Below are 24,045 nucleotides of genomic sequence, written 5' to 3'. Positions count from 1 at the left end.
ATGACGTGAGCAGGACAAGGATTGCAGCCACGGCGATTGGCCTCGCCGGAGCGTTGGCGGCCTCGCAGGCCCAGGCCCAATCAGCAAGCAGCAGCGAGCAGGAGATCGCGCTGCTCAAGCAGCAGCTGAAGATGCTGGAGCAGAAGCTCGACAAGCTCCAGAGCCAGACCGCGGCGAACACGGCGGCCACGGCAAAAGCCAAAGCCGAAGCAAAGGCAGAGGCCAAGGCCGAAGCGCGGTCGGAGGCGAAGGTCGCCGTGGCCAACGCGAACGCGGCGATCCCGGTCAAAGGCCCGGCACCGGCATCCGGCGTCGTCGTGACCATGCCGAACAACCGGCCGACCATCTGCACCGCGGACCAGGCCAATTGCGTCGCCATCACCAGCCGCCTGCACTGGGATGTCGGCGGCTATGACTATCGTCCCAACACGGCAGCGACCGTGCCGCAGAAGCTCGACAGCGGCCAGAACGTCCGCCGCGCGCGCATCGGCGTCACCGGCAAATTCTTCAACGACTGGAACTTCGCGCTGGTCTACGATTTCGGCGGCACGTCCGACGGTTTTGGCGGCACGGCCCCTGGATCACTGCCGGGCGGCGGCGTCTCCGGCGTCGAGAACGCCTATCTCAGCTACACCGGCTTGAAGCCATTCGGCGGCAAGATGGCGATCGAAGCCGGCATCATGGACCTGCCCTACACGCTCGATGAGGCCACGAGCTCCAACGACATCATGTTCATGGAGCGCGCCTCGGCCGGCATCATCGCGACCAATATCGCCGCCGGCGACTTCCGCTCCGCGGCCGGTACGCGCTGGTACAACGACCAGCTCTGGATCGGCGGCTACGTCACGGGGCCATCGACCGGCGCGATCCACTCGGCTTCCAGCGCGGCACCGGCAGGCACGAGCGAGCAATACGGCGCTGTGGCGCGCATTGCCGGCAACCCGATCAGCGGCAAGGACTATTCGGTGCATATCGGCGCCGACGCCCAATGGCTGATCCAGCCGCCGCGCAATCTCATTGCCAATACGCAGACCGTCACGCTCAGCGATCGTCCGGAATTGCGTCTCGACCCGACCACGCTGATCTCGACCGGCGCGATCGCCAATGCCTCGGGTGCGCAGGTCTACAGCATCGAAGCCGCGGCGACCTACGGCCCGCTCATCGTTCAAGGCGAGTACTTCTGGTACAATGTCGACCGGACCGCCAACACCGGCGTGCCGCTGGTCGGCGCACCCAGCCTGAAATTCCAGGGCGGCTACGCGCAAGCCGGCTACGTGTTGACGGGGGAAGGCCGCAGCTACAACGCGGCGAACGCGGCCTATAGCGGCGTCAAGCCGGCGAATCCGTTCTCGCTCGACGGCGGCGGCTGGGGTGCGTGGGAGATCGCGGGGCGCTTCTCGACGGTCGACCTCAACAATCAGTTGGGCACAGCGACCGGCATCGCCGGCGGACGGCAGACCGTCTATACGCTGGCGCTCAACTGGTACGTCAACGGCAACGTCCGCTTCATGCTCGACTATCTGCACGGCACGGTGTCGAGGCAAGCCTCGCCGATCTCAACCGCAGATGTCGGCTCGAAGTTCGATGCGGTCGCGATGCGCACGCAGTTCGCGTTCTAAACTCGCTGTCGTCCCGGGGCGCGCGCAAGCGCGAACCCGGGACCCATAACCACAGGGAGTAGTTTGGCGAAGTCTCAGAGTTGGCCGCTCGCGCTACAATTTCTTCCTGGGGTTATGGATCCCCGCGTTCGCGGGGATGACACCGAGAGTGAGGCGCCAGCTTTACGACCAACTCACGCCGCGCGCTTCGGCTTCTTCACCACGACCGGCGCCGGTGCGCAGGACAGCCGCTGCTGGTGGCTCTCGCCCCAGGCCTTCAGGATGTCGATCACCGGCTTGAGGCTCTCGCCGAGCTCGGAGAGGCAATATTCGACGCGCGGCGGCACCTCGGCATAGACCTTGCGGATGACAAGCTTGTCCTCCTCCAGCGCGCGCAGCTGCTTTGTCAGCATGCGCTGGGTGATGCCGGGCATCCGGCGGCGCAGTTCGCCGAAACGCTGGGTGCCGCTCTGCAGATGGTAGAGGATCACGCCCTTCCACTTGCCGTCGATCAGATCCAGCGTCGCCTCGACCGAGCAGCCCGGGCGACGGGCAAAATCGCGCCGTTTCATGCGTATTTTCCCAATAGTATCCAAACAGGGACTATATCCCCGAATTTACAGTACTTGCCAAATTGGAGCCAGCGCGACAGTTAGCAGGTCAGGCGCTCCCATGCCAAGCTGCGCCCCATCTGATGGAGACAAGCCATGAAGGCCGTCGGCTACAAGAAATCGCTCCCGATCGAGGATCAGGATGCGCTGATCGATTTCGAGACCGCAAAACCCGAGCCCAAAGGGCGCGACATCCGCGTCGCCGTGAAGGCGATCTCGGCCAATCCGGTCGATTACAAGGTACGCAAGCGCGCAGCGCCGCCCGAGGGCGAGACCAAGATCCTGGGCTACGACGCGGCAGGCGTGGTCGACGCCGTCGGGCCTGAAGTCACGCTGTTCAAGCCGGGCGACGAGGTGTTTTACGCCGGCTCGATCCTGCGCCAGGGCACCAATTCCGAATTCCACCTGGTCGACGAGCGCATCGTCGGCAACAAGCCGAAGAGCCTGTCGTTCGCGCAAGCCGCTGCCCTTCCCCTCACCTCCATCACCGCCTGGGAATTGCTGTTCGATCGGCTCGGCGCGGTGCCCGGCAAGAGCGTCGATCCGCGCACGCTGCTGATCACGGGCGGCGCCGGCGGCGTCGGCTCGATCCTGATCCAGCTCGCGCGCCGCCTCACCGGCCTCACGGTGCTCGCCACCGCGACGCGTCCGGACTCGCAGAAATGGTGCCTCGATCTCGGCGCGCATGCGGTGATCGACCACGGCAAGCCGATGAAGGAGCAGATCGAAAAATTGAAGCTGCCGCCGGTCGCGCTGGTGGCGAGCCTCACCTTCACCGATCAGCATTACAAGGCGATCGTCGAGTTCATGGCCCCGCAGGGCCGGTTCGGCCTGATCGACGACCCCCCTGAATTCACCATGAGCACGTTCAAGGGCAAGGCGATCTCGGTGCACTGGGAATCGATGTTCACGCGCTCCTCGTTCCAGACATCAGACATGATCGCGCAGCATCATTTGCTGAACGACGTCGCCGACCTCGTCGACAAAGGCGTGCTGCGCACCACGCTCGACCAGACTTTTGGCACGATCAACGCCGCCAACCTCAAGCGCGCGCATGCGCTCTTGGAGAGCGGCAAGTCGCGCGGCAAGATCGTGCTGGAGGGATGGTAGGCGAAGGTCTCGTAGGGTGGGCAAAGGCGCACTTGCGCCGTGCCCACCAACGCTCAACGAGGACAGGAGTGGTGGGCACTACGCTTTGCCCACCCTACCGCAGCTACGCTTCCGCCGCGCCCTCGACGAACAGCAGCCGCCGCTCCAGCGCCGACTGCCGCAGCTTCAGCGCCTCGGCATATTCCGGCGAGGCGTACCATTCCTTCAGCCGCGCCATCGACGCGAATTCGACGATGACGATGGCCTTCGCTGGAAGGTTGCCTTCGGCAAGCTCGGCCTTGCCGCCGCGGACGAGGTAACGCCCGCCATACTGCGCGATCGTCTCTGCGGCAAGCACACGATAGGCTTCGAACCCCTCGGGATCGCGCATCTCGACTTCGGAAATCACATAGGCTGTCATGCGCGGCTCAGGCGATGGTGTTGACGATGCCGCCCTCGGCCCGCAGCGCCGCACCGTTGGTCGCCGACGCCTCCTTCGACGCGGCATAGACCACCATGTTGGCGATCTCGTCGACGCTGGCGAAGCGTTGCAGCAGCGAGCTCGGGCGATGCTGCTTGACGAAATTGGCTGCAGCCTCGTCGACCGACTGGCCGTTCTGCTTGGCGAGATCCTTCACAAAGGTCTCGACGCCCTCCGACATGGTCGGGCCCGGCAGCACGGAATTGATGGTGACGCCGGTGCCGCGGGTGAGCTGCGCCAGACCGCGCGCGACCGAGAGCTGGGCCGTCTTGGTCATGCCGTAGTGGATCATCTCGACGGGAATGTTGAGCCCGGACTCCGATGAGATGAAGACGATGCGGCCCCAATTGCGCTTGAGCATGCCCTTCAGGTAGGCCCGCGACAGCCGCACGCCGCTCATGACATTGACCTCGAAGAAACGACTCCAGTCCTCGTCCGGAATCTCGAAGAAATCCCTGGGCTCGAAGATGCCGGCATTGTTGATGAGGATGTCGACCTCGGGCAGCGCCGCAACGAGCGCCTTGCAGCCCGCTGCGGTCGAGACGTCGGCAGCGATACCGCGCACCTTCGCGCCCGTCCCTTCCAGCTTGCGCACGGCGGCATCGACCTTGTCCTGGCCGCGCCCATTGATCACGACACTGGCGCCGGAGGCTGCTAGGCCTCTGGCGATGGCGTGGCCGATGCCGGCAGTCGAGCCGGTCACGAGGGCGGTCTTTCCAGAAAGGTCGATCTTCATGTCTCATCTCCATCGATGTCGGTGGAGATATCGGGCGCTCGACATGAGACCGCAATTGGCGCTCACTCACGCGTGAGAAGGACACGGGCTCGTCGCCACGGCGAAACCCGGGACTACGAGACGAGCACCGATAAGGTATCGGCGACGGCCAACAAAAAAGCGGCGCCCGAAGGCGCCGCTCTCTGAATTCAATACCGGTCGGCTTACGCCGCCTCGGCTTCCTTTTCCTGCACCGGACCGGAATCCTGGCCCTTGGCATCGACGTCGCGATCGACGAACTCGATCACGGCCATCGCGGCATTGTCGCCGTAGCGGAAGCCGGCCTTGATGATGCGGGTGTAGCCGCCCTGGCGGTCCTTGTAGCGAGGCGCCAGCACGTCGAACAGCTTCTTGACCTGGTCCTTGTCGCGCATCTCGGAGATCGCCTGGCGGCGCATGGCCAGCCCGCCCTTCTTGCCGAGGGTGACGAGTTTCTCGACGATCGGACGCAATTCCTTCGCCTTCGGCAGCGTGGTGACGATCTGCTCGTGCTTGATCAGCGCGGCGCACATGTTGGCGAACATCGCGCGGCGATGCTCGGCAGTGCGATTGAGCTTCCGATGAACCTTGCCGTGACGCATTTGACTATTCCTTACGTAAAAACTGCCGCGACGGTTCGTCGGACATGTTGCTCAGGTGGGCTGCCTGCGTTCGCCCTAGGTCGCGAATAGCGAATGGCGAGTAGCGAATGGATGATCTTCCCTATTCGCTATTCGCCACTCCCAACTCGCTCAGTAATGATCCTCGAAGCGCTTGGCGAGCTCGTCGATGTTCTCCGGCGGCCAGCCCGGCACTTCCATGCCGAGATGCAGACCCATCTGGGCCAGCACTTCCTTGATCTCGTTCAGCGACTTGCGGCCGAAGTTCGGAGTGCGGAGCATTTCCGCCTCGCTCTTCTGCACGAGGTCGCCGATGTAGACGATGTTGTCGTTCTTCAAGCAGTTGGCCGAACGCACCGACAGCTCGAGCTCGTCCACCTTCTTGAGGAAGGCCGGGTTGAAGGCGAGGTCCGGGATGATCTCCTGGGCGACTTCCTTGCGCGGCTCTTCGAAGTTGACGAACACGTTGAGCTGATCCTGCAGGATGCGCGCGGCGTAAGCCACGGAATCATCCGGCGAGATCGCGCCGTTGGTCTCGATCGTCATGGTCAGCTTGTCGTAGTCGAGGATCTGGCCCTCACGGGTGTTCTCGACCTTGTAGGAGACCTTGCGGACCGGCGAGTAAAGGCTGTCGACCGGGATCAGGCCGATCGGCGCGTCCTCGGGGCGGTTGCGCTCGGCGGGCACGTAGCCCTTGCCGGTGGCGACCGTGAACTCCATGCGGATCTCGGCGCCCTCGTCGAGCGTGCAGATCTGCAGATCCGGGTTCAGCACCACGACGTCGCCGACGGTCTGGATGTCGCCGGCGGTGACGACGCCCGGGCCCTGCTTCTTCACGACCATGCGCTTGGGGCCTTCGCCCTGCATCTTGATCGAGATGTCCTTGATGTTGAGCACGATGTCGGTGACGTCCTCACGAACGCCAGCGATCGAGGAGAACTCGTGCAGCACGCCGTCGATGTGCACCGACTGCACCGCCGCGCCCTGGAGCGAGGAGAGCAGGATGCGGCGCAGCGCGTTGCCGAGCGTCTGGCCGAAGCCGCGCTCGAGCGGCTCGGCGACGATGGTCGCGAAACGGTTCGAATCGCTGCCGGGCGTGACCTGGAGCTTGTTCGGTCGAATCAGTTCTTGCCAATTTTTCTGGATCGTCACTGTTTCACCCATACAGGCCAGTCAATTTGAGAGTTCAAATACTGGCGTTGGAGAAAGGCCGCAGATCATTCCCGCGGCTTCTTAGAAAAGTCATTGCGGGCGCCAATGCGCCCGCAACTCGGGATCAAACGCGCCGACGCTTGCGGGGACGGCAACCGTTATGCGGGATCGTGGTCACGTCGCGGATCGAGGTGACGGTAAAGCCTGCGGCCTGAAGCGCGCGGAGTGCCGACTCGCGGCCCGAACCGGGACCTGCGACTTCGACTTCCAGCGTGCGCATGCCGTGCTCCTGCGCCTTCTTGGACACGTCCTCGGCGGCAACCTGCGCGGCGTACGGGGTCGACTTGCGCGAGCCCTTGAAGCCCATCGTGCCGGCGGAAGACCAGGCAATCGTGTTGCCCTGCGCGTCGGTGATGGTGATGGTCGTGTTGTTGAACGACGAGTTCACGTGCGCGACGCCGGAGGCGATGTTCTTGCGCTCGCGACGACGAACGCGGGTGGCTTCCTTGCCCATAGATTACCTTTCCTGAAGATCTCAAACGCCGCCGTAATGCCAGCGGCTACACCTGTGGAACGAAAGGCGCGTGGCGAACGGGTCATCCCTGTTCGCCACACGCCGCGATTGGATTCGAAAACTTACTTCTTCTTGCCGGCGATGGCCTTGGCCGGACCCTTGCGCGTGCGCGCATTGGTGTGGGTGCGCTGGCCGCGCACCGGCAGGCCGCGACGATGACGCAGGCCGCGATAGCAGCCGAGGTCCATCAGACGCTTGATGTTGATGCCGACCTCACGACGCAGGTCGCCCTCGACGAGATAGTCGCGGTCGATCACTTCGCGGATCTGGAGCACTTCGGCGTCGCTCAGCTGATTGACGCGACGATCCACGGGGATCTTCACCTTCTCCAGGATCTCACCGGCGATCTTCTGGCCGATGCCATGGATGTACTGGAGCGCGATCAGCACGCGCTTGTTGGTCGGGATGTTCACGCCGGCAATACGGGCCACGGCCTTCTCTCCTGTTGCCGATCCCTCGTCAGGAATCGGTCTTTAAGTGCTTGGTTTCTCGGGCAGGTGTTCACAAACGCGAACACGACGCCCACCCCTGGTCTTCCTGGGGCCCGGCATCGTTTGAAACTATCCGACTTGGATGCGGGGCTTATTAGGGGATTCCAGGGGCTTTCGTCAACCGCCGCTAGCGCTTAGCTCGCTTTTTCGTGACCTTTTTTGCGGCCTTTCTGGCACCCTTTTTGAAAGCCTTCTTGGCGGTCTTTTGGGCTGCCTTTTTCGCCGCTTTCTTGACGGTCTTCCCAGCGGCCTTCTTGCCGGCTCTCTTGGCCGTCTTCTTAGGACCCCTCACCGCCCTCTTGGCGGCCTTTTTGGCCGATTTGGCGGGTTTTTTGTTCGTTCTGGCCGGTTTTTGGGCTGTTTTCCGGGCCGTCTTGCTCTTGCCCGCCTTGGCCTTCTTGGCCGGGCCCGCCTTGGCTGCGCTTTTGGCGTGGGTCTTGGGCTCGACCGCCCCCAGCGCCAGGAGCTGGCGATGGATGGCGCGGGTGACCTCGTCGATGGCCATCATACCGTCGATGGTCGAAAGCTTCCGCCGCTCGGAATAGTAGTGAATCAGCGGTTCCGTCTGGTTGCGGTAGCTGGCTAACCGCTTGGTCAGGACCTCCGGCGTGTCGTCGAGTCGGACCTCCTCCCCGCGCTCACGCATCTGGGCGACGCGGGTCTCGACACGATTCAGCAACGCGCTCTCGTTGACGCGAAGCTCGATCACGGCGTCGAGCTTGAGGTGCTTGTGCTTGAGCAACTCGTCCAGCGCCTCGGCCTGCGGCACGGTGCGCGGGAAACCGTCGAGGATGAAGCCGTTGCGGGCATCCGGCTGGTCGATCCGATCCGAGATGATTCCGACCACGACCTCGTCGGGTACGAGACCACCACTGGCCATGATCTCCTTGGCCTTCAGCCCGACCGGCGTACCGGCCGCAACCGCGGCACGCAGCATCTCGCCGGTCGAGAGCTGGACGATGCCATAACGCTGCACCAAGAGCTGCGCCTGGGTCCCCTTGCCCGACCCCGGCGGTCCCAGAAGTATAATTCTCATCGGCGTACGCCCCCCGGATTGGTGAGCGATACCTCGCGCACCTGTGTTTGAAGATCGAGAATAGTGCAAACCACAATCAGCGCCGCACCACCACCCATTTTATAAACTAGCGCATTCCCGTAGGCCAAGAACACCTCGGGAATCAACGAAAGCGCAGTCAGGTAGCTGGCGCCGATCACGGTGGTCAGCGACACCACGTGGTCGAGATAGCTAGCTGTTGCCTCGCCCGGCGTGACGCCGGGAATCACGCCGCCCTGCCGGGCAAGCGATTCGGCGGCATGATCGGGATCGATGACAAAGGCCGTGTAGACGAAGGCCAGCGCGAATACCGCGATCGATCCGAAAACGATGTGAGCCTTCTCGCCGAACTGAAGATGCGCGCTGATGGTTTCGACCCAGGATCCGTCATCGGCACCGAAGATGAAGCCGGCAAAAATCACTGGCAGCGAGATCGCCCAGGGCGCGACGGTCACGGGCAACAGGTAACCGGCGCTGTTGATCTTGAGCGGCAGCACCGCCAAACGCGAAGGCAGCGAGCGCTCCCCGACGCGGCGCGCGGCAAACTGCACCGGAACGTTACGCCGCGCGCGCTCGACGAAGACGATCAGCGCGACCACCACGATCAGGAAGACCGCGTTGCTCGCCAGAACATTGCCGGAGATCGCTCCTCGTCGCAGCTGGGTGAGGAGGGTCGCAACATCGGACGGCAGCGAAGCCACGATGCTGACGGTTAGGACGAGCGCGAGGCCATTGCCGATTCCGCGACGCGTGATCTGCTCACTGAGCCAGATCAGAACGAACACGCCGCCGACAAGCGAGACCGTGGCGCTCAAGACGAACCAGTCGCCGGGATGGACGACAAGTCCCGGCATTTGCCGCATGGTCGAGGCGATGCCAAAGGCCTGAAACGTAGCAAGGAGCAACGTCAGGATCAGGGTGATACGCGCCAGCTTGCGCCGACCGGCCTCGCCCGATCGTTCGAGCGCCCTCAGCCTTCGCCACACCACAGCGACGAGCTGAACAAGAATTGCGGCAGTCAGATAAGGAAACAGGGACAGCGAGAAGATCGAAAGCGGGGCGATTTTGTTTGCCGCGAATCCGCCATGCACCGCGACACCCGCGACCGGAATCTGGGTGCCGAGCCTGAAGAGGAGCAGCGCGCCGATCGTGAAAGCGATTCGGCGCGCGAGCTCCCTGCTCATCTACGGCGGCCGCGCAGCTTCGACTTGCGGATCAGGCCTTCATACTGGTGCGCCAGCAGATAGCCCTGCACCTGGGCCACCGTATCCATGGTGACGCTGACCACGATCAGAAGTGAGGTACCGCCGAAGTAGAACGGCACCGAGGCGTAGGAGATCAGGATCTCCGGGATCAAGCAAACGATCGCGAGATAAATCGCACCAAGCACGGTGATACGCGAGAGCACGTAGTCGATATATTCCGCAGTGCGCTCGCCGGGACGGATGCCCGGAATGAAGCCGCCGTGCTTCTTCAGATTGTCCGCGGTCTCGGTCGGGTTGAACACGATCGCGGTGTAGAAGAAGGCGAAGAACACGATCAGCGCCAGGTACATGATCAGGAACAGCGGACGGCCGTGGCCGAGCTGGGTCGTGATCCACTGGAACCATTCCGGCCCGCTGCCCGCGTTGAAGTTCGCAACCGTCGTCGGCAGCAGCAGCAGCGAGGACGCGAAGATCGGCGGGATCACGCCGGAGGTGTTGAGCTTGAGCGGCAGATGCGAGGACTGGCCCTCGAACATCTTGTTGCCGACCTGGCGCTTCGGATACTGGATCAGGAGACGGCGCTGCGCCCGCTCCATGAACACGATGAAGGCAATCACGGCGACCGCCATGATGATGACGACCAGGATCAGGCCGGTCGACATCGCGCCCTGACGGCCGAGCTCGAGCATGTTGGCGAGCGCGGCGGGCAGCTCGGCGACGATACCGGCGAGAATGATCAGCGAGATGCCGTTGCCGATGCCGCGCGAGGTGATCTGCTCGCCCAGCCACATCAGGAACATGGTGCCGCCGGTCAGCGTGATCGCGGTGGACAGGCGGAAGAACAGGCCGGGGTCGCTGACGACGTTGCCGGCGCCCTCGAGGCCTACCGCGATGCCGTAGGACTGGAACGCGGCCAGGATCACCGTGAGATAGCGGGTGTACTGGTTCAGTAGCTTGCGGCCGGACTCACCTTCCTTCTTCAGCGCCTCGAGTTGCGGCGAGACGGTGGTGAGGAGCTGGATGATGATCGAGGCCGAGATATACGGCATGATGTTCAGCGCGAAGATCGCCATGCGGTGGATGCCGCCGCCGGCGAACATGTTGAACATGCCGAGGATGCCACCCGCCTGGGAACGGAACACCTGCTCCCAGATATTGGGATCGATGCCGGGGAGCGGGATGTAGGTCCCGAGCCGATAAACGAGCAGCGCACCCAGGGTGAACCAGATGCGCTTCTTCAGTTCGTCAGCCTTGGCAAACGCACCGAAATTGAGATTGGCTGCCAGTTGTTCCGCTGCAGAGGCCATCTTGGACTTTCTCCCGCCGCCTATTGCGCCGTCATGCCCGCGGCCGGGCTACATTATACCGGACACCGGACATTATCTGGGGCTCGGCTTCGATAAGTCCACGTCCCGCACGCGTAAAGGCCCGCTAGCCGCGGGCCAATGACGCAGTTGTTACGCCGCCTCGCCTTCTTCCTTGGCAGGGGCGAGGATCTTCACCGAGCCGCCGGCCTTCTCGACCGCGGCGATCGCGGTCTTGGTGGCGCCGTGGACTTCGATGTTGAGCTTGGACTTGAGCTCGCCACGGCCGAGCAGCCGCAGGCCGGCCTTGGCGCGGCGCAGCACGCCGCCCTTCACCAGGGCCTCGACGTTCACGACGCTGCCGGCGTCGATCTTCTTGGCGTCGACCGCTTCCTGGAGCCGGTCGAGATTGATCTCGGCGAACTCGACACGGAAGATGTTGTTGAAGCCGCGCTTGGGCAGACGGCGATGCATCGGCATCTGGCCGCCTTCGAAACCCTTGATGCGCACGCCGGAACGCGCGGTCTGACCCTTGCCGCCGCGGCCGGACTGCTTGCCCTTGCCCGAACCGATGCCACGGCCGACGCGCATGCGCTTCTTGCGCGAGCCGGCGTTGTCGGCGATATCGCTGAGCTTCATCGCCCTTCTCCTTATTTACTTCTCGTCGACGATGCGGACGAGATGGTGAACCTTCTCGATCATGCCACGGACCGCCGGGGTGTCCTGCAGTTCGCTGGTGCGACCGATCTTGTTGAGCTTGAGCCCGATCAGCGTCGAGCGCTGCGAGTGATGGCGGCGGATCGCGCTGCCGGTCTGCTCGAGCTTGATCGTCTTGCTGGCCTTGGCCATGGGAGTCTACTCCAGAGCTTCCGTTAGTCGGCGGCCGCCTCGGCATCACCACCGATACGGCGGGACTGCAGAGTGGACACCTTGATGTTGCGGCGGGCTGCGACCGAACGCGGCGAATCCTGATGCTTCAGCGCGTCGAAGGTCGCGCGAACCATGTTGTAGGGGTTCGACGAACCGATCGACTTGGCGACCACGTCCTGGACGCCGAGCGTTTCGAACACGGCGCGCATCGGGCCGCCGGCGATGATGCCGGTACCGGCGGGAGCTGCACGCAGGTAGACACGGCCCGCGCCGTGACGGCCGGCGATGTCGTGATGGAGCGTGCGGCCCTCGCGCAGCGAGACGCGGGTCAGGTTGCGCTTGGCGGACTCGGTGGCCTTGCGGATCGCTTCCGGCACTTCGCGCGCCTTGCCGTGACCGAAGCCGGCGCGGCCCTTCTGGTCGCCGATCACGACCAGCGCTGCGAAACCGAAGCGCTTGCCGCCCTTGACGACCTTGGCCACGCGGTTGATGTGGACGAGCTTGTCGACGAACTCGCTGTCGCGCTCCTCGCGCTCCCTGCGTTCACGTCCGCCGCCGCCGCGTTGATCGCGTCCACCACGTTGTTCGCGTTCTGCCATTTTTCCAATCCTTCAGAGGCTTGCGCCTCAATCCTCAAATTCTGTTAGAAGCTCAGCCCGCTCTCACGCGCCGCGTCGGCAAGAGCCTTGACGCGCCCGTGGTAGAGGTAGCTGCCGCGATCGAACACGACTTCCTTGACGCCCTTCTCGGCGGCGCGCTCGGCCAGCAGCTTGCCGACCGCCTTCGCTGCATCGATGTCGGCGCCGGTCTTGCCGCCGTCGCGCATCGACTTCTCGAGCGACGAGGCAGAGGCCAGCGTCTCGCCCTTGAGGTCGTCGATGACCTGGGCGTAGATGTGCTTGGACGAGCGGAACACCGACAGACGCGGACGACCACCACCGGAGCGGCGCAGCTTCAGCCGCACACTCCGCTTGCGCCGGGCATTGGTAACCTTGGCTTTGGACATGACCGGCTCCGTTACTTCTTCTTGCCTTCCTTGCGGAAGATGAATTCGCCAACATACTTCACGCCCTTGCCCTTGTAGGGCTCCGGCGGGCGATAACCGCGGATCTCGGCCGCAACCTGGCCGACGCGCTGGATGTCGCTGCCCGCCACCGTGATCTCGGTCGGCTTCGGCACGGTGATCGTGATCCCCTCGGGGATCGTGTAGATCACGTCGTGGCTGTAGCCGAGCGCGAGCTGCAGGTTCTTGCCCTGCATCGCGGCGCGGTAACCGACGCCGGTGATCTCGAGCTTCTTCTCGAAGCCCTTGGTGACGCCTTCGACCAGATTCGCGACCTGGGCGCGAGCGGTACCATAGAGCGCGCGCGCGCGATTGGTCTCGAGCCGCGGCTTGACCTTGATCTGGCCGCTCTCGAGCTTCACCTCGACGTCGTCATGAACGACGAACTGAAGCTGGCCCTTCGGCCCCTTCATCTTGACGGTCTGCCCATCGACGGTCGCGGTAACGCCCGACGGCACCGCCACAGGCCTTTTGCCAACACGTGACATGGATCAAAAATCCTTCTCAGAACACCGTGAAGAGGACTTCACCGCCCACATTCGCGTCGCGCGCGCTGTGGTCGGCCATGATCCCCTTCGGCGTCGACAACACCGAAATGCCGAGCCCGTTGTTGACCCGCGGCAGGTTCTTCACCGAGGCGTAGACGCGACGCCCGGGCTTGGAAACACGTTCGATCTCGCGGATGACGGGCTCGCCGTCGAAATACTTCAGCTCGATCTCGATCTCGCTGCGGCCCGAGGAATGCTCGAGCGTGGCGTAACCGCGGATGTAGCCCTCGGACTTGAGGACCTCGAGCACGTTCTCGCGCATCTTCGAGCCAGGCGTGGAGACCTTGGTCTTGGAGCGCATCTGCGCGTTGCGGATACGGGTGATCAGATCGCTGATTGGATCGTGCGTAGACATCTAAACGACCCTCCTTACCAGCTGGACTTCACGAGGCCCGGGACCATGCCCTTGGAGCCAAGTTCGCGCAGCGCGATACGGGACAGCTTGTTCTTGCGGTAGTTAGAGCGCGGGCGACCCGACAGCTCGCAACGCAGGCGGATGCGGGTTGCCGACGAGTTGCGCGGCATTTCCGCCAGCTTCAACGTCGCAGCGAAACGCTCCTCCATCGGCAGCTTCTTGTCGGCGATGATCGCCTTCAACCGCTCGCGCTTGGCGGCGGCGTTCTTCACCATCCGCTTGCGCCGGTTGTTCTTCTCGACTGAACTCTTCTTTGCCATGCTTGGCTCCTGGGTATCCGCGTTTGAGAGGCTTTAGGTCAGCGTCTCACTGCCGGAACGGGAAATTGAAAGCGGTCAACAAGGCCCTCGCCTCTTCGTCGGTCTTGGCCGTGGTGCAGACGGTGATGTCCATGCCGCGGGCTTCCGTGACCTTGTCGAAGTCGATCTCGGGGAAAATGATGTGCTCCTTGATGCCGAGCGAGTAGTTGCCGCGGCCGTCGAAGCTCTTCGGGTTCAGGCCGCGGAAGTCGCGGACGCGCGGCAGCGCGACCGTTACCAGGCGATCGATGAACTCGTACATGTGGGCCTTGCGCAGCGTGACCTTGCAGCCGATCGGCTGGTTTTCACGCAGCTTGAAGGTCGCGATCGCGATACGCGAATAGGTCACGATCGCCTTCTGGCCGGCGATCTGGGTCAGCTCGGCAGCGGCGGTCTCGGCCTTCTTGCGATCGTTGACGGAATCGCCAACGCCCATGTTCAGCACGACCTTGTCCAGACGCGGAACCTGCATGACGTTCTCATAACCGAACTTCTCGGTCATGGCCGTGCGGATCTTCGCATCGTATTCCGCGCGCAGGCGCGGCGTGTAAGCGGCCTCAGCCATCGATCTCAGCTCCCGAGCTCTTGGCGATGCGGACCTTCTTGCCGTCCGCCAGAATCTTGAATCCGACGCGGGTCGGCTTTCCGTCCTTGCCGACATACGCGATGTTGGACAGTTGGATCGGCGACTCCTTCGAGATGATGCCGCCCTCCTGGGCCTGCGTCTGCTTCTGGTGACGCTTGACCATGTTGATGCCGCGCACCAGCGCCGTGCCGGCGTCGGGACGCACTTCGAACACTTCACCGGTGCGGCCCTTGTCGCGGCCGGTCAGCACGACGACCTTGTCGCCCTTGCGGATCTTGGCAGCCATCACAGCACCTCCGGCGCGAGCGAGATGATCTTCATGTGGTTCTTCGCGCGCAGCTCGCGCGGCACGGGCCCGAAGATACGGGTGCCGACCGGCTCGGACTGGTTGTTGATCAGAACGGCGGCGTTACGGTCGAAGCGGATGACCGAACCGTCGGCGCGGCGGATGTCCTTGCGGACGCGCACCACGACGGCCTTCATCACGTCGCCCTTCTTCACCTTGCCACGCGGAATTGCTTCCTTGATCGAAACGACGATGATGTCGCCGATCGTGGCGTAGCGGCGCTTGGAGCCCCCGAGCACCTTGATACACATGACACGGCGTGCGCCAGAATTGTCGGCCACGTCGAGGTTGGTCTGCATCTGAATCATTGATGCACCTCGTCCTCTTCTATTTGCGCCAGCCCAGCCGGCGCTCAACATTTCCCTGAAGTCAGTCGGCTAAAGCCAACAGATCAGGCGCTTTTCTTGTGTTCGCCCCGGATCACGACCCAGCGCTTCAACTTCGAAATCGGCTTCGATTCCTCGATCCACACCATGTCGCCCGGCTTGAACTCGTTGCTCTCGTCGTGCGCGTGGTAGTTCTTCGAACGGCGGATCGTCTTCTTGTAGATCGGGTGCGTGAAGCGGCGATCAACGCGCACCACGATGGTCTTGGCTTGCTTGTCGCTGACGACCACGCCCTGCAAAGTACGTTTCGGCATCTTCGTAAGCCTCTTACTTCTTCTTCGCGCGCGTCTGCGCGGCGACGGTCTTGATCCGGGCGATGTCACGGCGGGCCTCGCGCAGGCGCGAGGTGTTCTCGAGCTGCCCGGTGGCGCGCTGGAAGCGCAGGTTGAAGCGCTCCTTCTTCAGGTTCAGGACGGCGTCGTCCTGCTGGTCGGGGCTCATCGCGCGGATGTCTTCGATCTTCATCTGGGCCATGGCCATTACTCCGCAATGCGCTCGACGAAGCGCGTCTTGATCGGCAGCTTGGCGGCCGCCAGGGTCAGCGCCTCACGCGCCGTCTGGGTGTTGACGCCGTCGATCTCGAACAGCACCCGGCCCGGCTTGACGCGCGCGACCCACAATTCCGGCGAACCCTTGCCGGAGCCCATGCGGACTTCGGCCGGCTTCTTCGACACCGGAACGTCGGGGAACACGCGGATCCAGACGCGGCCGGCGCGCTTCATGTGGCGGGTCAGCGCGCGGCGAGCGGCTTCGATCTGGCGCGCGGTGACGCGCTCAGGCTCGGTCGCCTTCAGGCCGAACTGGCCGAACGCCAACGTCGCGCCCGAAGACGCAACGCCGTGGATGCGGCCCTTATGCGCCTTCCGGAACTTCGTTTTCTTAGGTTGCATCATGGCTTTAAGCCCTCAAATTCCTGTGCGGCTTTAGGCTGCAGCCGTATCGCGGCGCTGACGGCCACCACGATCACCACTGCCACCCGTCTCGCCTTCGGCCATTCTCTTGTCCTGGGCCATCGGATCGTGCTCGAGGATCTCGCCCTTGAAGATCCAGACCTTGACGCCGCAGGTGCCGAAGGTCGTGAACGCGGTCGCAACGCCGTAGTCGATGTCGGCGCGCAGCGTGTGCAGCGGCACGCGACCTTCGCGGTACCACTCCATGCGCGCGATTTCCGCACCGCCCAGACGACCCGAGCAGTTGATGCGGATGCCTTCCGCGCCGAGACGCATCGCCGACTGAACGGCGCGCTTCATGGCACGGCGGAACGCCACGCGGCGCTCGAGCTGCTGCGCGATCGACTCGGCCACCAGCGTCGCATCGAGCTCCGGCTTGCGGATCTCGACGATGTTGATGACGACGTCGGACGAAGTGATGTCCGCGACCTTCTTGCGCAGCTTGTCGATGTCGGCGCCCTTCTTGCCGATCACCACGCCCGGACGAGCCGAGTGGATGGTGACGCGGCACTTCTTGTGCGGACGCTCGATCACGATGCGGGCGACGGCCGCCTGCTTGAGCTCCTTGTGCAGGATCTCACGGATCTTGACGTCTTCGTGCAGCAGCTTGCCGTATTCCTGCTTGCCGGCGAACCAGCGGGAATCCCAAGTGCGGTTGATGCCGAGACGCAGACCGATCGGATTGATCTTTTGACCCATCGTGTTCTCCTGCGCCCTTAAGCGGCTGCTTCGGCTTCGACCTGACGAACGATGATCGTCAGCTGCGAAAATGGTTTGTAGACACGGCCCGAGCGGCCACGGCCACGGGCGGCGAAGCGCTTCATCACGAGGCCATTGCCGACGAAGGCCTGCGCTACGACGAGATCGTCCACGTCGAGATCGTGATTGTTCTCGGCATTGGCGATAGCCGATTCCAGGCACTTCTTCACGTCGACCGCGATCCGCTTGCGCGAAAACTGCAGATCGGCGAGCGCAGCAGCTGCCTTCCGGCCGCGAATGAGCTGGGCGACCAGGTTGAGCTTCTGCGGGCTCACCCGCAGCATCCGGGCGACCGCCTTGGCCTCGTTTTCGGCGAGGCTCCGTTCGCGCTTAGGTTTGCTCATCGTTTAATCCTCAAGCCTTCTTGGCTTTCTTGTCGCCGGAGTGGCCATGGAAGGTCCGGGTCGGCGAGAACTCGCCGAACTTGTGACCGACCATTTCCTCGTTGACGGCCACCGGCACGTGCTTCTGACCGTTGTAGACGCCGAAGGTCAGGCCGACGAACTGCGGCAGGATCGTCGAGCGACGGCTCCAGATCTTGATGACGTCGTGACGGCCGGACGCGCGGGCGGCATCTGCCTTCTTGAGCAGAGAACCCTCGACGAACGGGCCTTTCCAGACTGAACGAACCATGTCCGGCGTTCCTTACTTCTTCCGCTTGTGGCGGCTTAGGAGAATGAATTTGTTGGTCGACTTGTTGGTGCGGGTCTTCTTGCCCTTGGTCGGCTTGCCCCACGGGGTGACCGGGTGGCGGCCGCCCGAGGTACGACCTTCACCACCGCCGTGCGGATGGTCAATCGGGTTCATCGAAACACCGCGGTTGTGCGGCTTGCGGCCCAGCCAACGGTTGCGGCCGGCCTTGCCGATCGAGGTGTTCATGTGATCCGGGTTCGACACCGCGCCGATCGTGCCGCGGCAACGGCCGTGCACCAGGCGCTGCTCGCCCGAGTTCAGGCGGATGATCACGTAGTCCTGGTCGCGGCCGACGAGCTGGGCGTAGGTGCCGGCCGAACGGGCGAGCTGGCCGCCCTTCCCGATCTTGACCTCGATGTTGTGGATGATCGTGCCGACCGGCATGTTGCCGAGCGGCATGACATTGCCCGGCTTCACGTCGACGTAGTTGCCCGCGATGATGGTGTCACCGACGGCCAGGCGCTGCGGCGCCAGGATGTAGGCCTGCTCGCCGTCCTGATACTTGATCAGTGCGATGAAGCCGGTGCGGTTCGGATCGTACTCGAGACGCTCGACCGTCGCGGGGACGTCGATCTTCTCGCGCTTGAAATCCACAGTGCGCAGCGTCTTCTTGTGGCCACCGCCACGGAAACGCACGGTAATGCGACCGGTGTTGTTGCGGCCGCCCGAGGAGTGCTTGCCCTCGGTGAGCGCCTTGACCGGCTTGCCCTTGTAGAGGGCCGAACGATCGACCATGACCAGCTGGCGCTGGCCCGGCGTCGTAGGATTGAATGTCTTCAGTGCCATCGTCGTACGACCTTACAGACCGGTGGTGACGTCGATCCGGTGGCCCTCTTCGAGGGTCACGATCGCGCGCTTGGTGTTCGACTGCGAGCCGAGATTGCCGCGGAAGATCTTGGTCTTGCCCTTGCGGACCAGCGTGTTGACGCTCTTGACCTTGACGTCGAACAGCTTCTCGATCGCTTCCTTGATCTGCGGCTTGGTCGCCTTGGCGGCCACCTTGAACAGCACCTTGTTGTGCTCCGAGGCGATCGTTGCCTTTTCGGTCACGACCGGCGACAGGATCACGTCGTAGTGGCGAGCCTCGATGTTCTTCGTCATTTGAAGCGCGCCTCCAGCGCATCGATGGCGGCCTTGGTCAGAACGAGCTTCTGACGGCGCAGGATGTCGTAGACGTTGATGCCCTGGATCGGCAGCACGTCCATGTTCGGGATGTTGCGGGCCGCAGCGGCGAAGCCGTTGTTGAGCTCGGCGCCGTCGATGATCAGCGCGTTGGTGAGACCCAGACCCGAGAAGTGACCGAGCAGCGCCTTGGTCTTGGCGGCTTCCAGCGCGGCCTTCTCGATCACGACGAGATCGCCGTCCTTGGCCTTGGCCGAGAGCGCATGCTTCAGCGCCAGCGCGCGGACCTTCTTCGGCAGATCGGTGGCGTGCGAACGCACCACCGGACCGAAAGCACGGCCACCGCCGCGGAACTGCGGCACGCGGGCCGAGCCGTGACGAGCACCGCCGGTGCCCTTCTGCTTGTACATCTTCTTGCCGGTGCGCCAGATCTCGGCGCGGCCCTTGGCCTTGTGGGTGCCGGCCTGACGCTTGTTGAGCTGCCACTGCACGCAACGCGCAATGATGTCCTGGCGCGGCTCGAGGCCGAAAATGGTGTCGGACAGCTGGACCGAGCCGGCTTCCTTACCTTCGAGGGTGGTGACCTTCAATTCCATCTCACGCACCCTCCTGCTGGGCCGCAGCCTCGGCTTCGCCACCGGCAACCTTGAACTTGCCGGGCTTCGGAGCTTCCTTCGGCAGCGGCTTCTTGACGGCGTCGCGCACGCGGATCCAGCCGCCCTTGGAGCCGGGAACGGCACCTTCGACGAGGATCAGGCCGCGCTCGACATCGAGCTGAACGACGCGAAGGTTGAGCGTGGTAATGCGGTCGACACCCATGTGGCCGGGCATCTTCTTGTTCTTCCAGGTCTTGCCGGGGTCCTGACGGCCACCGGTCGAACCGATCGAGCGGTGCGAGACCGAGACGCCGTGGGTGGCGCGCAGACCGCCGAAGTTCCAGCGCTTCATGCCGCCGGCGAAGCCCTTACCGACCGAGGTGCCGGTGACGTCGACGAACTGGCCGACGACGAAGTGGTCGGCAAGGATCTCGGCGCCGACCGGGATCATGGCATCCGCGGTGACGCGGAATTCCTCGACCCGGCGCTTCGGCTCGACCTTGGCGACCGCGAACTGGCCGCGCTCCGCCTTGGGCATGTAAACGGTCTTGCGGGCACCAGAACCAAGCTGGAGCGCCACGTAACCGTTCTTCTCTTCGGTACGGTGGCCCACGACCTGGCAATTGCCGAGCTTCAGCACGGTCACGGGGATATGTTCGCCGGCCTCAGTAAAGACCCGCGTCATCCCGACCTTTTGTGCGATCACTCCGGAGCGCATCGGCTTGCTTCCTGTTCTTTCTGTCCGCCTTAAGCGAACGGGATCCAAAAATCTTAGAGCTTGATCTCGACGTCGACACCGGCGGCCAGGTCGAGCTTCATCAAAGCATCGACGGTCTGCGGGGTCGGATCGACGATGTCGAGCAGGCGCTTGTGAGTGCGCATCTCGAACTGCTCGCGGCTCTTCTTGTCGACGTGGGGCGAACGGTTGACGGTGAACTTCTCGATGCGGGTGGGCAGCGGAATGGGTCCGCGGACCTGCGCGCCGGTGCGCTTCGCCGTGTTCACGATCTCGCGGGTCGACGTATCGAGGATACGATGGTCGAACGCCTTGAGACGGATACGAATGTTTTGGCCGTTCATTGCCGTGCTTTCTTTAGTGAGTGGCGAGTAGCGAGTAGCGAATAGAAATCCCTATTCGCCACTCACCATTCCCTATTCGCTTGTTACTCGATGATCGAGGCGACGACGCCGGCGCCGACGGTGCGGCCACCTTCGCGGATCGCGAAGCGGAGCTTCTCTTCCATCGCGATCGGCACGATCAGGTGCACTTCCATCGCGATGTTGTCGCCCGGCATCACCATCTCGGTGCCTTCCGGCAGGTGCACGACACCGGTCACGTCGGTGGTGCGGAAGTAGAACTGCGGACGGTAGTTGGTGAAGAACGGGGTGTGGCGACCGCCCTCTTCCTTGGTGAGGATGTAAGCCTCAGCCTTGAACTTGGTGTGCGGCTTGACCGAACCCGGCTTGCACAGCACCTGGCCGCGCTCGACGTCTTCGCGCTTGGTGCCGCGGAGCAGCGCACCGATGTTGTCGCCGGCCTGGCCCTGATCGAGCAGCTTGCGGAACATTTCGACGCCGGTGACGGTCGTCTTCTGGGTCGCACGGAGACCGACGATCTCGATTTCCTCGCCGACCTTGACGATGCCGCGCTCGACACGGCCGGTCACGACGGTGCCGCGGCCCGAGATCGAGAACACGTCTTCAACCGGCATCAGGAACGGCTGGTCGATCGGACGCTCCGGCTGCGGGATGTACTCGTCGACGTTCTTCATCAGCTCGAGGATGGCGTCGTGGCCGAGCTTCTTGTCGGAATCTTCGAGAGCGGCGAGCGCCGAACCCTTGATGATCGGGATCTTGTCGCCCGGGAAGTCGTACTTCGAGAGCAGCTCGCGGACTTCGAGCTCGACGAGCTCGAGCAGTTCCGGATCGTCGACCATGTCGCACTTGTTGAGGAACACGACGAGCGCGGGCACGCCGACCTGGCGGGCGAGCAGGATGTGCTCGCGGGTCTGCGGCATCGGGCCGTCAGCGGCGGACACGACCAGGATCGCACCGTCCATCTGGGCGGCGCCGGTGATCATGTTCTTGACGTAGTCGGCGTGGCCGGGGCAGTCGACGTGGGCGTAGTGGCGGTTCGGCGTCTCGTACTCGACGTGCGCGGTCGAGATGGTGATGCCGCGCGCCTTCTCTTCCGGCGCCTTGTCGATCTGGTCGTACGCGGTGAACGTCGCACCGCCGGCTTCGGCGAGAACCTTGGTGATCGCCGCGGTCAGCGACGTCTTGCCATGGTCGACGTGACCGATGGTGCCGATGTTGCAGTGCGGCTTGTTACGTTCAAACTTTGCTTTGGCCATTTGACTCTCCGTTCAATCGTCAGTTCGTGACCGACGACAATCAGGCAAACTTCTTCTGGACTTCTGCCGACACGTTGGCCGGCGCTTCTGCGTAGTGGTCGAACTGCATGGTGAAGGTTGCGCGACCCTGGCTCATCGAGCGCAGGTTATTCACGTAACCGAACATGTTCATGAGCGGCACCATCGCATTGATGACGTTGGCGTTGCCGCGCATGTCCTGACCCTGGATCTGACCGCGCCGCGAATTCAGGTCGCCGATGACCGAGCCGGTGTAGTCTTCCGGGGTCACCACTTCGACCTTCATGATCGGCTCGAGCAGGACGGACTTGCCCTTCTGCAAGGCTTCGCGGAACGCCGCGCGCGATGCGATTTCGAAGGCGAGTGCCGACGAGTCGACGTCGTGATACTTGCCGTCGACGAGCTGAACCTTGACGTCGACCACGGGGAAGCCCGCGACGACACCAGAGCTCATCACGCTGTTGAGGCCCTTTTCGACGCCGGGGATGTATTCCTTCGGAACCGCACCACCGACGATCTTGGACTCGAACTCGTAGCCCTTGCCGGGCTCGTTCGGTTCGACCACGATCGACACTTCCGCGAACTGACCGGTACCGCCGGTCTGCTTCTTGTGGGTGTACTTGACCTCGGCCTTCTTGGTGACGCGCTCACGGAACGCAACCTGGGGCGCGCCGATGTTGGCGTCGACCTTGTAGGTGCGCTTGAGGATGTCGACCTTGATGTCGAGATGGAGTTCGCCCATGCCCTTGAGGATGGTCTGGCCGGACTCCTGGTCGGTCGACACGCGGAAGGACGGATCCTCCGCAGCGAGCTTGGCCAGCGCCACGCCCAGCTTTTCCTGGTCGGCCTTGGACTTCGGCTCGATCGCGATCTCGATGACCGGCTCGGGGAATTCCATCTTCTCGAGGATCACCTGCTTGTCGGGATCGCACAGCGTGTCACCGGTGCGCGCTTCCTTCAGGCCGGCCAGCGCGACGATGTCGCCGGCATAGGCTTCCTTGATGTCTTCGCGGTTGTTCGCATGCATCAAGAGCATGCGCCCGATGCGCTCCTTCTTCTCGCGGGTCGAGTTCACGACGCCGGTGCCGCTCTGCAGAACGCCGGAGTAGATGCGGCAGAAGGTGATGGTGCCGACGAACGGGTCGTCCATGATCTTGAACGCGAGCAGCGCGAGCGGCTCCTTGTCGTCCGCCTTGCGCACGACTTCGTTGCCGCGATCGTCGGTGCCCTTGATCGCGGGCACGTCGATCGGCGACGGCAGATAGTCGACGACGGCGTCGAGCAGCGGCTGCACGCCCTTGTTCTTGAAGGCCGAGCCGCACAGCACGGGATAGAACGCACCGGTCAGAACCGCCTTGCGGATCAGCCGCTTCAGCGTCTCTTCGTCCGGCTCCTTACCGTCGAGATAGGCGGCCATGGCGTCGTCGTCGAGCTCGACGGCGGCTTCCACCATCTTCTCGCGGTATTCCTTGGCCTGCTCGACCAGATCTTCCGGAATGTCGACATAATCGAACTTCGCGCCGAGCGATTCATCGTTCCAGATGATGCCCTGCATCTTCACGAGGTCGACGAGACCCTTGAAGTTGTTCTCGGCGCCGATCGGAAGCTGGATCGCGATCGGCTTGGCGCCGAGGCGGTCGACGATGTCGGCCAGGCACTTGAAGAAGTCGGCGCCGGTCTTGTCCATCTTGTTGGCGAAGACGATGCGCGGAACCTTGTACTTGTCGCCCTGGCGCCAGACGGTCTCGGTCTGGGGCTCAACGCCCTGGTTCGAGTCGAGCACGCAGACGGCGCCGTCGAGCACGCGCAGCGAGCGTTCGACTTCGATGGTGAAGTCGACGTGGCCGGGGGTGTCGATGATGTTCAGGCGCTTGCCGGCCCAGAATGCAGTGGTCGCAGCCGAGGTGATCGTGATGCCACGCTCCTGCTCCTGCTCCATCCAGTCCATCGTCGCGGCACCTTCGTGCACTTCGCCGATCTTGTGGCTCTTGCCGGTGTAATAGAGGATGCGCTCGGTGGTCGTGGTCTTGCCGGCATCGATATGCGCCATGATACCGAAGTTGCGGTAATTCTCTATGGCATGAACGCGGGGCATAGGGTGTTCCTT

35 protein-coding genes are annotated in these 24,045 nt (G+C 63.4%); 2 read left to right on the top strand and 33 right to left on the bottom strand.

From position 1 onward, the window contains the following. The first annotated feature begins 5 nt into the window (after window positions 1–5). Window positions 6–1,619, top strand: a complete 1,614-nt coding sequence (locus A3AS_RS0135875; RefSeq protein ID WP_018322282.1) for an OprO/OprP family phosphate-selective porin — start codon at window positions 6–8, stop codon at window positions 1,617–1,619. A 173-nt stretch (window positions 1,620–1,792) separates the two neighbouring features. Here the strand turns inward: A3AS_RS0135875 and A3AS_RS0135870 are convergent, their stop codons facing one another. Beyond that, window positions 1,793–2,170 carry a helix-turn-helix domain-containing protein gene (locus tag A3AS_RS0135870; protein ID WP_018322281.1) on the bottom strand — a complete coding sequence of 126 codons (378 nt, stop codon included), beginning with the start codon at window positions 2,168–2,170 and terminating at the stop codon, window positions 1,793–1,795. Window positions 2,171–2,305: 135 nt separating this feature from the next. Between A3AS_RS0135870 and A3AS_RS0135865 the strand changes: the two genes are divergently transcribed. Continuing rightward, window positions 2,306–3,319: a zinc-binding alcohol dehydrogenase family protein gene (locus A3AS_RS0135865; protein WP_018322280.1), complete on the top strand. Its 1,014-nt coding sequence runs from the start codon at window positions 2,306–2,308 to the stop codon at window positions 3,317–3,319. Between the two features lie 103 nt (window positions 3,320–3,422). Here the strand turns inward: A3AS_RS0135865 and A3AS_RS0135860 are convergent, their stop codons facing one another. From A3AS_RS0135860 to fusA, 32 genes are all read right to left on the bottom strand, one after another. After that, a complete protein-coding gene (locus A3AS_RS0135860; RefSeq protein WP_018322279.1) occupies window positions 3,423–3,719 on the bottom strand; it encodes a DUF1330 domain-containing protein in 297 nt (98 codons plus the stop codon). Between the two features lie 7 nt (window positions 3,720–3,726). Further along, window positions 3,727–4,515, bottom strand: coding sequence for an SDR family NAD(P)-dependent oxidoreductase (locus tag A3AS_RS0135855; protein WP_018322278.1), 789 nt, complete (start codon window positions 4,513–4,515; stop codon window positions 3,727–3,729). Window positions 4,516–4,718: 203 nt separating this feature from the next. After that, entirely contained in the window at window positions 4,719–5,135 is a 417-nt protein-coding gene (gene rplQ, locus A3AS_RS0135850; RefSeq protein WP_018322277.1) for a 50S ribosomal protein L17, read from the bottom strand. Window positions 5,136–5,285: 150 nt separating this feature from the next. Beyond that, complete coding sequence (locus A3AS_RS0135845) at window positions 5,286–6,317, bottom strand: DNA-directed RNA polymerase subunit alpha (RefSeq protein WP_008136316.1); 1,032 nt, start codon at window positions 6,315–6,317, stop codon at window positions 5,286–5,288. Window positions 6,318–6,429: 112 nt separating this feature from the next. Beyond that, complete coding sequence (rpsK, locus tag A3AS_RS0135840) at window positions 6,430–6,819, bottom strand: 30S ribosomal protein S11 (RefSeq protein WP_007603045.1); 390 nt, start codon at window positions 6,817–6,819, stop codon at window positions 6,430–6,432. 122 nt (window positions 6,820–6,941) lie between these two features. Further along, entirely contained in the window at window positions 6,942–7,310 is a 369-nt protein-coding gene (gene rpsM / locus A3AS_RS0135835) for a 30S ribosomal protein S13 (protein WP_008549231.1), read from the bottom strand. A 187-nt stretch (window positions 7,311–7,497) separates the two neighbouring features. Then, window positions 7,498–8,406: an adenylate kinase gene (locus A3AS_RS0135830; RefSeq protein ID WP_018322276.1), complete on the bottom strand. Its 909-nt coding sequence runs from the start codon at window positions 8,404–8,406 to the stop codon at window positions 7,498–7,500. After that, window positions 8,403–9,608, bottom strand: coding sequence for a preprotein translocase subunit SecY (locus A3AS_RS0135825; protein ID WP_018322275.1), 1,206 nt, complete (start codon window positions 9,606–9,608; stop codon window positions 8,403–8,405). Before A3AS_RS0135825 ends, A3AS_RS0135830 begins: the two co-directional genes overlap by 4 nt. Further along, window positions 9,605–10,936, bottom strand: a complete 1,332-nt coding sequence (gene secY / locus A3AS_RS0135820) for a preprotein translocase subunit SecY (RefSeq protein WP_018322274.1) — start codon at window positions 10,934–10,936, stop codon at window positions 9,605–9,607. The genes A3AS_RS0135825 and secY overlap by 4 nt, the downstream gene beginning before the upstream one ends. 150 nt (window positions 10,937–11,086) lie before the next feature. Then, window positions 11,087–11,572 carry a 50S ribosomal protein L15 gene (gene rplO / locus A3AS_RS0135815; protein ID WP_018322273.1) on the bottom strand — a complete coding sequence of 162 codons (486 nt, stop codon included), beginning with the start codon at window positions 11,570–11,572 and terminating at the stop codon, window positions 11,087–11,089. A 15-nt stretch (window positions 11,573–11,587) separates the two neighbouring features. After that, on the bottom strand, window positions 11,588–11,782 hold the full coding sequence (rpmD, locus tag A3AS_RS0135810; protein WP_018322272.1) for a 50S ribosomal protein L30: 195 nt from the start codon (window positions 11,780–11,782) through the stop codon (window positions 11,588–11,590). A 23-nt stretch (window positions 11,783–11,805) separates the two neighbouring features. Next, a complete protein-coding gene (gene rpsE / locus A3AS_RS0135805) occupies window positions 11,806–12,402 on the bottom strand; it encodes a 30S ribosomal protein S5 (protein WP_018322271.1) in 597 nt (198 codons plus the stop codon). Between the two features lie 44 nt (window positions 12,403–12,446). Further along, window positions 12,447–12,809: a 50S ribosomal protein L18 gene (gene rplR, locus A3AS_RS0135800; RefSeq protein ID WP_007603036.1), complete on the bottom strand. Its 363-nt coding sequence runs from the start codon at window positions 12,807–12,809 to the stop codon at window positions 12,447–12,449. 11 nt (window positions 12,810–12,820) lie between these two features. Further along, complete coding sequence (rplF, locus tag A3AS_RS0135795) at window positions 12,821–13,354, bottom strand: 50S ribosomal protein L6 (protein WP_018322270.1); 534 nt, start codon at window positions 13,352–13,354, stop codon at window positions 12,821–12,823. 16 nt (window positions 13,355–13,370) lie between these two features. Next, window positions 13,371–13,769 (bottom strand): 30S ribosomal protein S8, encoded by a 399-nt coding sequence (rpsH, locus tag A3AS_RS0135790; protein WP_018322269.1) that lies wholly within the window; start codon window positions 13,767–13,769, stop codon window positions 13,371–13,373. 14 nt (window positions 13,770–13,783) lie between these two features. Beyond that, the gene (rpsN, locus tag A3AS_RS0135785; RefSeq protein WP_018322268.1) at window positions 13,784–14,089 is read right to left on the bottom strand and encodes a 30S ribosomal protein S14; all 306 of its coding nucleotides are present in this window, start codon (window positions 14,087–14,089) and stop codon (window positions 13,784–13,786) included. Between the two features lie 46 nt (window positions 14,090–14,135). Continuing rightward, a complete protein-coding gene (gene rplE, locus A3AS_RS0135780; RefSeq protein WP_018322267.1) occupies window positions 14,136–14,693 on the bottom strand; it encodes a 50S ribosomal protein L5 in 558 nt (185 codons plus the stop codon). Then, entirely contained in the window at window positions 14,686–15,000 is a 315-nt protein-coding gene (rplX, locus tag A3AS_RS0135775) for a 50S ribosomal protein L24 (protein WP_007603031.1), read from the bottom strand. Before rplX ends, rplE begins: the two co-directional genes overlap by 8 nt. Continuing rightward, window positions 15,000–15,368 carry a 50S ribosomal protein L14 gene (gene rplN, locus A3AS_RS0135770; RefSeq protein WP_007603030.1) on the bottom strand — a complete coding sequence of 123 codons (369 nt, stop codon included), beginning with the start codon at window positions 15,366–15,368 and terminating at the stop codon, window positions 15,000–15,002. The genes rplX and rplN overlap by 1 nt, the downstream gene beginning before the upstream one ends. 83 nt (window positions 15,369–15,451) lie before the next feature. Then, window positions 15,452–15,700 carry a 30S ribosomal protein S17 gene (gene rpsQ / locus A3AS_RS0135765; RefSeq protein ID WP_007603028.1) on the bottom strand — a complete coding sequence of 83 codons (249 nt, stop codon included), beginning with the start codon at window positions 15,698–15,700 and terminating at the stop codon, window positions 15,452–15,454. Between the two features lie 13 nt (window positions 15,701–15,713). Further along, a complete protein-coding gene (gene rpmC, locus A3AS_RS0135760; RefSeq protein WP_026202715.1) occupies window positions 15,714–15,920 on the bottom strand; it encodes a 50S ribosomal protein L29 in 207 nt (68 codons plus the stop codon). 5 nt (window positions 15,921–15,925) lie between these two features. Beyond that, window positions 15,926–16,339, bottom strand: a complete 414-nt coding sequence (rplP, locus tag A3AS_RS0135755) for a 50S ribosomal protein L16 (RefSeq protein WP_008136349.1) — start codon at window positions 16,337–16,339, stop codon at window positions 15,926–15,928. Between the two features lie 30 nt (window positions 16,340–16,369). Beyond that, window positions 16,370–17,095, bottom strand: a complete 726-nt coding sequence (gene rpsC / locus A3AS_RS0135750) for a 30S ribosomal protein S3 (protein ID WP_014494500.1) — start codon at window positions 17,093–17,095, stop codon at window positions 16,370–16,372. Between the two features lie 17 nt (window positions 17,096–17,112). Further along, window positions 17,113–17,499, bottom strand: a complete 387-nt coding sequence (gene rplV / locus A3AS_RS0135745) for a 50S ribosomal protein L22 (RefSeq protein ID WP_008136353.1) — start codon at window positions 17,497–17,499, stop codon at window positions 17,113–17,115. 10 nt (window positions 17,500–17,509) lie between these two features. Beyond that, a complete protein-coding gene (rpsS, locus tag A3AS_RS0135740; protein ID WP_008136357.1) occupies window positions 17,510–17,788 on the bottom strand; it encodes a 30S ribosomal protein S19 in 279 nt (92 codons plus the stop codon). A 12-nt stretch (window positions 17,789–17,800) separates the two neighbouring features. Next, a complete protein-coding gene (rplB, locus tag A3AS_RS0135735; RefSeq protein ID WP_018322265.1) occupies window positions 17,801–18,634 on the bottom strand; it encodes a 50S ribosomal protein L2 in 834 nt (277 codons plus the stop codon). A 12-nt stretch (window positions 18,635–18,646) separates the two neighbouring features. Next, window positions 18,647–18,949 carry a 50S ribosomal protein L23 gene (locus A3AS_RS0135730; protein ID WP_018322264.1) on the bottom strand — a complete coding sequence of 101 codons (303 nt, stop codon included), beginning with the start codon at window positions 18,947–18,949 and terminating at the stop codon, window positions 18,647–18,649. Beyond that, window positions 18,946–19,566 carry a 50S ribosomal protein L4 gene (gene rplD, locus A3AS_RS0135725; RefSeq protein ID WP_020508797.1) on the bottom strand — a complete coding sequence of 207 codons (621 nt, stop codon included), beginning with the start codon at window positions 19,564–19,566 and terminating at the stop codon, window positions 18,946–18,948. The genes A3AS_RS0135730 and rplD overlap by 4 nt, the downstream gene beginning before the upstream one ends. A gap of 1 nt (window position 19,567) precedes the next feature. Continuing rightward, window positions 19,568–20,284: a 50S ribosomal protein L3 gene (gene rplC / locus A3AS_RS0135720; RefSeq protein ID WP_018322262.1), complete on the bottom strand. Its 717-nt coding sequence runs from the start codon at window positions 20,282–20,284 to the stop codon at window positions 19,568–19,570. Between the two features lie 53 nt (window positions 20,285–20,337). Continuing rightward, entirely contained in the window at window positions 20,338–20,646 is a 309-nt protein-coding gene (gene rpsJ, locus A3AS_RS0135715) for a 30S ribosomal protein S10 (protein ID WP_002712302.1), read from the bottom strand. A gap of 83 nt (window positions 20,647–20,729) precedes the next feature. Beyond that, window positions 20,730–21,920, bottom strand: coding sequence for an elongation factor Tu (gene tuf, locus A3AS_RS0135710; RefSeq protein ID WP_008136415.1), 1,191 nt, complete (start codon window positions 21,918–21,920; stop codon window positions 20,730–20,732). Window positions 21,921–21,960: 40 nt separating this feature from the next. Then, window positions 21,961–24,033, bottom strand: coding sequence for an elongation factor G (fusA, locus tag A3AS_RS0135705; protein ID WP_018322261.1), 2,073 nt, complete (start codon window positions 24,031–24,033; stop codon window positions 21,961–21,963). Between the last annotated feature and the right edge of the window lie 12 nt (window positions 24,034–24,045).

The sequence above is a fragment of the Bradyrhizobium sp. WSM2793 genome (assembly GCF_000379585.1).
Lineage (GTDB): Bacteria > Pseudomonadota > Alphaproteobacteria > Rhizobiales > Xanthobacteraceae > Bradyrhizobium.
Note: the sequence above shows the minus strand (reverse complement) of the source record. Positions and strands in the feature narration are given on the sequence as shown.

Coding starts and splice junctions, on each gene's coding strand:
- fusA (WP_018322261.1), bottom strand. CDS start 24,033: ATGCCCCGCGTTCATGCCATAGAGAATTACCGCAACTTCGGTATCATG.
- rpmD (WP_018322272.1), bottom strand. CDS start 11,782: ATGGCCAAGGCCAGCAAGACGATCAAGCTCGAGCAGACCGGCAGCGCG.
- rplP (WP_008136349.1), bottom strand. CDS start 16,339: ATGATGCAACCTAAGAAAACGAAGTTCCGGAAGGCGCATAAGGGCCGC.
- rplC (WP_018322262.1), bottom strand. CDS start 20,284: ATGCGCTCCGGAGTGATCGCACAAAAGGTCGGGATGACGCGGGTCTTT.
- secY (WP_018322274.1), bottom strand. CDS start 10,936: ATGGCCTCTGCAGCGGAACAACTGGCAGCCAATCTCAATTTCGGTGCG.
- rpsJ (WP_002712302.1), bottom strand. CDS start 20,646: ATGAACGGCCAAAACATTCGTATCCGTCTCAAGGCGTTCGACCATCGT.
- A3AS_RS0135865 (WP_018322280.1), top strand. CDS start 2,306: ATGAAGGCCGTCGGCTACAAGAAATCGCTCCCGATCGAGGATCAGGAT.
- rplX (WP_007603031.1), bottom strand. CDS start 15,000: ATGGCTGCCAAGATCCGCAAGGGCGACAAGGTCGTCGTGCTGACCGGC.
- A3AS_RS0135845 (WP_008136316.1), bottom strand. CDS start 6,317: ATGGGTGAAACAGTGACGATCCAGAAAAATTGGCAAGAACTGATTCGA.
- rpsN (WP_018322268.1), bottom strand. CDS start 14,089: ATGGCAAAGAAGAGTTCAGTCGAGAAGAACAACCGGCGCAAGCGGATG.
- rpsC (WP_014494500.1), bottom strand. CDS start 17,095: ATGGGTCAAAAGATCAATCCGATCGGTCTGCGTCTCGGCATCAACCGC.
- rpsQ (WP_007603028.1), bottom strand. CDS start 15,700: ATGCCGAAACGTACTTTGCAGGGCGTGGTCGTCAGCGACAAGCAAGCC.
- rpmC (WP_026202715.1), bottom strand. CDS start 15,920: ATGGCCCAGATGAAGATCGAAGACATCCGCGCGATGAGCCCCGACCAG.
- rpsK (WP_007603045.1), bottom strand. CDS start 6,819: ATGGGCAAGGAAGCCACCCGCGTTCGTCGTCGCGAGCGCAAGAACATC.
- A3AS_RS0135730 (WP_018322264.1), bottom strand. CDS start 18,949: ATGACGAAGAACATCGAGGCTCGCCACTACGACGTGATCCTGTCGCCG.
- rplE (WP_018322267.1), bottom strand. CDS start 14,693: ATGGCTGAGGCCGCTTACACGCCGCGCCTGCGCGCGGAATACGATGCG.
- rplV (WP_008136353.1), bottom strand. CDS start 17,499: ATGAGCAAACCTAAGCGCGAACGGAGCCTCGCCGAAAACGAGGCCAAG.
- A3AS_RS0135860 (WP_018322279.1), bottom strand. CDS start 3,719: ATGACAGCCTATGTGATTTCCGAAGTCGAGATGCGCGATCCCGAGGGG.
- A3AS_RS0135830 (WP_018322276.1), bottom strand. CDS start 8,406: ATGAGAATTATACTTCTGGGACCGCCGGGGTCGGGCAAGGGGACCCAG.
- rplN (WP_007603030.1), bottom strand. CDS start 15,368: ATGATTCAGATGCAGACCAACCTCGACGTGGCCGACAATTCTGGCGCA.
- rpsS (WP_008136357.1), bottom strand. CDS start 17,788: ATGGTTCGTTCAGTCTGGAAAGGCCCGTTCGTCGAGGGTTCTCTGCTC.
- rplD (WP_020508797.1), bottom strand. CDS start 19,566: ATGGAATTGAAGGTCACCACCCTCGAAGGTAAGGAAGCCGGCTCGGTC.
- rplF (WP_018322270.1), bottom strand. CDS start 13,354: ATGTCACGTGTTGGCAAAAGGCCTGTGGCGGTGCCGTCGGGCGTTACC.
- rplQ (WP_018322277.1), bottom strand. CDS start 5,135: ATGCGTCACGGCAAGGTTCATCGGAAGCTCAATCGCACTGCCGAGCAT.
- A3AS_RS0135870 (WP_018322281.1), bottom strand. CDS start 2,170: ATGAAACGGCGCGATTTTGCCCGTCGCCCGGGCTGCTCGGTCGAGGCG.
- tuf (WP_008136415.1), bottom strand. CDS start 21,920: ATGGCCAAAGCAAAGTTTGAACGTAACAAGCCGCACTGCAACATCGGC.
- rpsE (WP_018322271.1), bottom strand. CDS start 12,402: ATGGCAGAACGCGAACAACGTGGTGGACGCGATCAACGCGGCGGCGGC.
- A3AS_RS0135855 (WP_018322278.1), bottom strand. CDS start 4,515: ATGAAGATCGACCTTTCTGGAAAGACCGCCCTCGTGACCGGCTCGACT.
- rplB (WP_018322265.1), bottom strand. CDS start 18,634: ATGGCACTGAAGACATTCAATCCTACGACGCCGGGCCAGCGCCAGCTG.
- rpsH (WP_018322269.1), bottom strand. CDS start 13,769: ATGTCTACGCACGATCCAATCAGCGATCTGATCACCCGTATCCGCAAC.
- rplR (WP_007603036.1), bottom strand. CDS start 12,809: ATGTCCAAAGCCAAGGTTACCAATGCCCGGCGCAAGCGGAGTGTGCGG.
- rplO (WP_018322273.1), bottom strand. CDS start 11,572: ATGAAGCTCAGCGATATCGCCGACAACGCCGGCTCGCGCAAGAAGCGC.
- A3AS_RS0135825 (WP_018322275.1), bottom strand. CDS start 9,608: ATGAGCAGGGAGCTCGCGCGCCGAATCGCTTTCACGATCGGCGCGCTG.